The organism is Enterobacter sp. BNK-34, from assembly GCF_048684445.1.
Classification (GTDB): domain Bacteria; phylum Pseudomonadota; class Gammaproteobacteria; order Enterobacterales; family Enterobacteriaceae; genus Enterobacter; species Enterobacter pseudoroggenkampii.
Genome location: NZ_JBLQUA010000003.1, coordinates 1 through 4,495 on the forward strand (window position 1 = coordinate 1; position 4,495 = coordinate 4,495).

A 4,495-nucleotide genomic window follows, 5' to 3' on the forward strand; every position below is an offset into this window, starting at 1 on the left:
TAATATCTGCCCTACTTTGATTCAAATACTTACTCCTCACGACAAGGTCCGAAGGCCCCCCAAAAGAGAGCGAATTTTCATCAGACACACCACACCACCGATATAGCGTCGATTTGCTGATTCCGAGCAGTTCGCAAACCTCAGAACTATCTAACAGTTTCATCTAGTGCCCTCACAGCCGAGGCAAACATTACTATGCTATAAATTATGAGCCAAAAAGAAACCTATGACAAGCTATAAACACTAAAGGGGTGCAGTGACTTATTTGCAGATGCCCCATAAAAAAGCCCGCGCGCAGCGGGCTATTAGGTAAAGCAACAACAGACAGAACAATCAAAAATTCATTGCTTTCTTGCAGTTGCGATAGGTTGTTGGATGCAGCTTTCCGTAGTAATCATCACGGCCCTCATCCCAGGCCCAGCCAATCAAATAGGCATCGGTATCATCGCTTACTGTGCGTGTTCTGCGAGTCAATCCTGACCATACCCCTGAAAGCTCAGAGACATCAAAACCAAGCTCCTCTGCGATACTCTTGCACCAGAAACCATGCTCCCCATCCTCACTTTCAAGAATAGCTTTCAGTACTGACCGGGACTTATCACTTAAACCACGCACAAGCCTTTCTGCCTGGAGCGAGGAAAGATCGGTAGGACCATCCTCTGATTCCTCATACACACCAGAAACCGACTCCCCTGCTACCAATGCCAGCACTTCTTCTTTTGCTGAGTCTGATAACAACATCAAATCTTCACGGGATAAAAAAATGCCACTAGTCATGAAACACTCCATCGCCTTATTAAGATGAAAGAAGAATAAATATAGATAAGATGCTTGTCAACACAACAAGACATTAGTCTTATAGACTAAGCAAAACAAGATACATCTAACATGTAAGAGGTGAGAGTGAAGTTGCTACAGCGGGAGATAGACACTCGACAGATCGGATTTACCATAACGTCGCATTACGCGCACCGCTCAGACGCGCCCAGAGCGTTTCTGACGGGAAACGGATAAAACAGGTAACAAACCCCCGGCAAACCCGCCAGAAACGCAGGGGATGAATTCTGGCACAGTGCATGGCTATGCAGCCAAGTGAATGGCTCTGATTCTGGTACCGGATCCACCCCGTAACCGGTGTTTTTCACACTTTCCGGGAGTGCCGGCGTATCCGCCAGAACGGAAAATTTTTCGCATGCGAAAAACTGCGCCGGCAGACTGGCCGGCGCAGCGTCATGATTATGATCACCACATCTATCAGCACCTTCGTCATTTCCAGCATCAGTTTCATCACTGCAGCTCCCTCGGGTTAAAAGAACCGACAGGGTAAGAAAACCCGGGCCACAAACCAATTTTTCCCCTCAGCGGTAACATCGCGGCGGCTGACGTCACTCCGGAGTAATACATTTCCCGGCTTTCCGCATGATCGCCCAAACAGGAGTCGGCAGATGCTCTGTTATTAGTGGTGAACGGGCCCGCAATTCATTGCGGGCCCGTGAAGCGCTTGCCGGGTGTCGGGGCGGCGAGCCCTGACGGGAGCATTTGTAATACCGCGTGTGCGCGGTATTACAAATGCACATCCTGTCCCGTCGTGCTGACACGCTCAAAAAAACTGAAGCCGTGAGAATGCACTGAAAACGCCGGCAGGCCACAGTGTCGGATCCGGCACCACACTGGATATAAATCAGTAACACAATCCGGCCACCTGAAATTGCATCCAGGTGTGTGGATCCAACACTGACAGCGCTTATACAAGTGTGTGGATCCAACACCAGTGCCGGATTGTGTGACATGTAAATCACTGAAAAATAGTGATAGCCACAATCCGGCGATATGACAGTGCCGGTACCGGCACCTGGAGGTGTGATAAATGTGTGATACTTTCCGCGCTAAATGTAAATCGCCTGAAATATTTTAAATTATATTACTGATATTTAATAAAAAAACTGCAAGACGAAGTCTTGCGTGGGGTGTGATGTTTTGACCCTGAAGGAAGAGAGCGGCGATCGCTGTGTCCGGACCGGTCGAAAAAACAGGTTTAGATTAAGTCATTCAGTAAATCAGACAAGCCACGCCGGCAACTGAGGCGTTCTCAGCGTTTCCAGAACTTCCACCAAGGTGAATCCCCGGTATGCCTGTGCTCGAGCAGCAGCATGGCTTGTTTAAGGCTGTCGATGTGCGAATCCTTGGCAGAAACGAGCGTTTTGAGGTGTTCCACTTCCTGTCGCAACTGTGCAATGACCTGTTCACCCTGCGCAGAAACACCTGTGTCAGACTGTTCACTGACCTGTCCAGACACCTGTTCAGGCAGACGTTGCTCAAGGGTTCCGAAAACACGGATAAGCTCCGAAACATCGACCATACGGGCATTTCTTTCCCCGTAACAGGTGGACAGTTCACCTGTCTTGATCAACCTGTGCAGTGTTGTCCGGCTCTTGCCGGTCAGCCGTGCGGCCTCACTGATCGATACTTTTGCCATTAACCCGCATCCTGTAGTGCATGTAACCGCCCGGAGAGAGTCCTGCAGAGCAGCGCTGCATCCTCATGAAGTTTTTCACACATGTCCGCCTCCCTGTCGAGATCGAGCTCATTGAGTTTCTCGAGAAGCAGGAGGGACTGTCCCTGGATGAATTTCGCCATATTCAGCGCGGTTTTCTCTTGTTTTGTCATGAACAGGCCTCAGTACGTACGTGCTTAATGTGGAGACAGGCTACATTCTGCTTCCTCGCCCGTTCGCTCGCAATGCTCGGTCACGGGTCTGCGGCGAGCAGGACGGACTCACAAGTTACCCACAGATTCAGGGGATAACCTGCCGGGAAAGAGGTAAGGAAAAAGTAAGGTCGCGGCAAAGCCGTTTTTCCATAGGCTTCGCCCCCCTGACAAGCATCACAGAATCTGACGCTCAAATCAGTGGTGGCGAAACCCGACAGGACTATAAAGATACCAGGCGTTTCCCCCTGGCGGCTCCCTCGTGCGCTCTCCTGTTCCTGCCTTTCGGTTTACCGGTGTCATTCCGCTGTTTTGGCCGCGGTTCTCTCATTCCACGCCTGACACTCAGTTCCGGGAAGGCAGTTCGCTCCAAGCTGGACTGTATGCACGAACCCCCCGTTCAGTCCGACTGCTGCGCCCTATCCGGTAACTATCGACTTGAGTCCAACCCGGAAAGACATGCAAAAGCGCCACTGGCAGCAGCCACTGGTAAGGGGTGTACAAGAGATTACTGATGCAGAGTTCTTGAATTCTCAGCCCAACTACGGCTAAACTAATAGGACAGAATTTGGTTTCAGCGGTCTTGTACACCCTGTTACCACGGTTCAAAAACTTGCCGGTTTATTGAACCTTCGAAAAAACCACCTTGCCGGGTGGTTTTTTTGTATGGCCTGAAAATACGCGTTCTTTACGAAATCGTCAAGCTCATCAAAAAAACAAACACTCCAAAAATCAAGCGTTTAAAGTTGTGTTCGGGTTTGGTATTTTTGCCATAACCTCTTGAATATGCTTGATATCGCATCTTGCATAAAACTTTTGGTCATGCCCAATCAACCGTAACAAATCAACCTTAGCAACAGACACATAGCCCAGCACCTTCATAAGAAAATCAAAGTCTTTCCTTACGTTATCTACTGCGGTTTGATGTGACTTACATCCATGTTTCTTCCAGATAGGTTCATGATGGAATAGTCGGTTCCTAAATAGCAAAACCTTATGAAAATCATCAAACAAAGCATTGATTTTCATGTCCGCTCCCCAGGGGTTTTTTGCAACAGGGAAAGTTAAATTTCGGTTTTCAGGAGTCCATATATAGCTAGATTTGGATGTATCCCTGTAAGGGGCATCAAGCATGTAAACCCAAAATCCAAAAGTTAGACGACTAATCACATCATCATCAGAGTAACGAACGCCACACTCAGCAATCGCTTTATCTTTCGCGCTTTGAACTAACTGCTTTGATTGAGTGGAAAATGGAATAGTGTCATACCAACTACTAGAACCTACATGAAGTTTTACTGTGTTATTGATTGCATTCCTAAGTGCAACCTCAATCATCTGCATTACGCAGAAAAAGTCCCCAGATAAATCCTGGTAGGCAACATATGCCCCCACCTTTTCTTGTTCAGTAGAACAACCAAGAAAGGCTTCATAGAAAGATAAACGAGGTCCAGAAATCGAGTTGATTACGTTTGATATATCCATCTTGAATTACGAACCTCTTTACTATGAAAGATTACTTTACTAATATGACCGTATTCGAGGAGCAGGCGAACTATCGTTTTTCTGTGTACCTCTAGAGCGTAAAGAATGCAAAAAAGCCTACTTATCTAAGTGGGCTTTTTTGCATTTATAGCAATGAAAACATCGCCTTACAACGCTCAAACCCGCCTGGTTTCAAGCCAATCCATAACCTCAGTATCTTTCCACTTATAGGCCCGGCCAATCTTAAATGGGCGAGGAAAGTCTGTAGGAATCTCATCTCCAGATGCTCGGCGAATCAAAGATT

7 protein-coding genes are annotated in these 4,495 nt (G+C 47.6%); 1 reads left to right on the plus strand and 6 read right to left on the minus strand.

What is annotated here, in order from left to right; all coding sequences use genetic code 11:
- The 5 genes from ACMGG5_RS24340 to ACMGG5_RS24360 all read right to left on the minus strand — a co-directional run.
- Positions 1-163, minus strand: a 163-nt coding sequence (locus tag ACMGG5_RS24340; RefSeq protein ID WP_420278643.1) for a helix-turn-helix domain-containing protein, incomplete at its 3' end; no start/stop codon positions are given.
- Between the two features lie 170 nt (positions 164-333).
- Entirely contained in the window at positions 334-777 is a 444-nt protein-coding gene (locus ACMGG5_RS24345) for a hypothetical protein (protein ID WP_248032591.1), read from the minus strand.
- 364 nt (positions 778-1,141) lie between these two features.
- Complete coding sequence (locus ACMGG5_RS24350) at positions 1,142-1,288, minus strand: hypothetical protein (RefSeq protein WP_420278642.1); 147 nt, start codon at positions 1,286-1,288, stop codon at positions 1,142-1,144.
- 801 nt (positions 1,289-2,089) lie between these two features.
- A complete protein-coding gene (locus ACMGG5_RS24355; protein ID WP_248032589.1) occupies positions 2,090-2,476 on the minus strand; it encodes a helix-turn-helix domain-containing protein in 387 nt (128 codons plus the stop codon).
- On the minus strand, positions 2,476-2,667 hold the full coding sequence (locus ACMGG5_RS24360; protein ID WP_248032586.1) for a Rop family plasmid primer RNA-binding protein: 192 nt from the start codon (positions 2,665-2,667) through the stop codon (positions 2,476-2,478). The genes ACMGG5_RS24355 and ACMGG5_RS24360 overlap by 1 nt, the downstream gene beginning before the upstream one ends.
- 422 nt (positions 2,668-3,089) lie before the next feature.
- Between ACMGG5_RS24360 and ACMGG5_RS24365 the strand changes: the two genes are divergently transcribed.
- Positions 3,090-3,221 (plus strand): replication initiation protein, encoded by a 132-nt coding sequence (locus ACMGG5_RS24365; protein WP_333482644.1) that lies wholly within the window; start codon positions 3,090-3,092, stop codon positions 3,219-3,221.
- A 217-nt stretch (positions 3,222-3,438) separates the two neighbouring features.
- Here the strand turns inward: ACMGG5_RS24365 and ACMGG5_RS24370 are convergent, their stop codons facing one another.
- The gene (locus ACMGG5_RS24370) at positions 3,439-4,191 is read right to left on the minus strand and encodes a hypothetical protein (RefSeq protein WP_248032595.1); all 753 of its coding nucleotides are present in this window, start codon (positions 4,189-4,191) and stop codon (positions 3,439-3,441) included.
- Positions 4,192-4,495 lie beyond the last annotated feature (304 nt).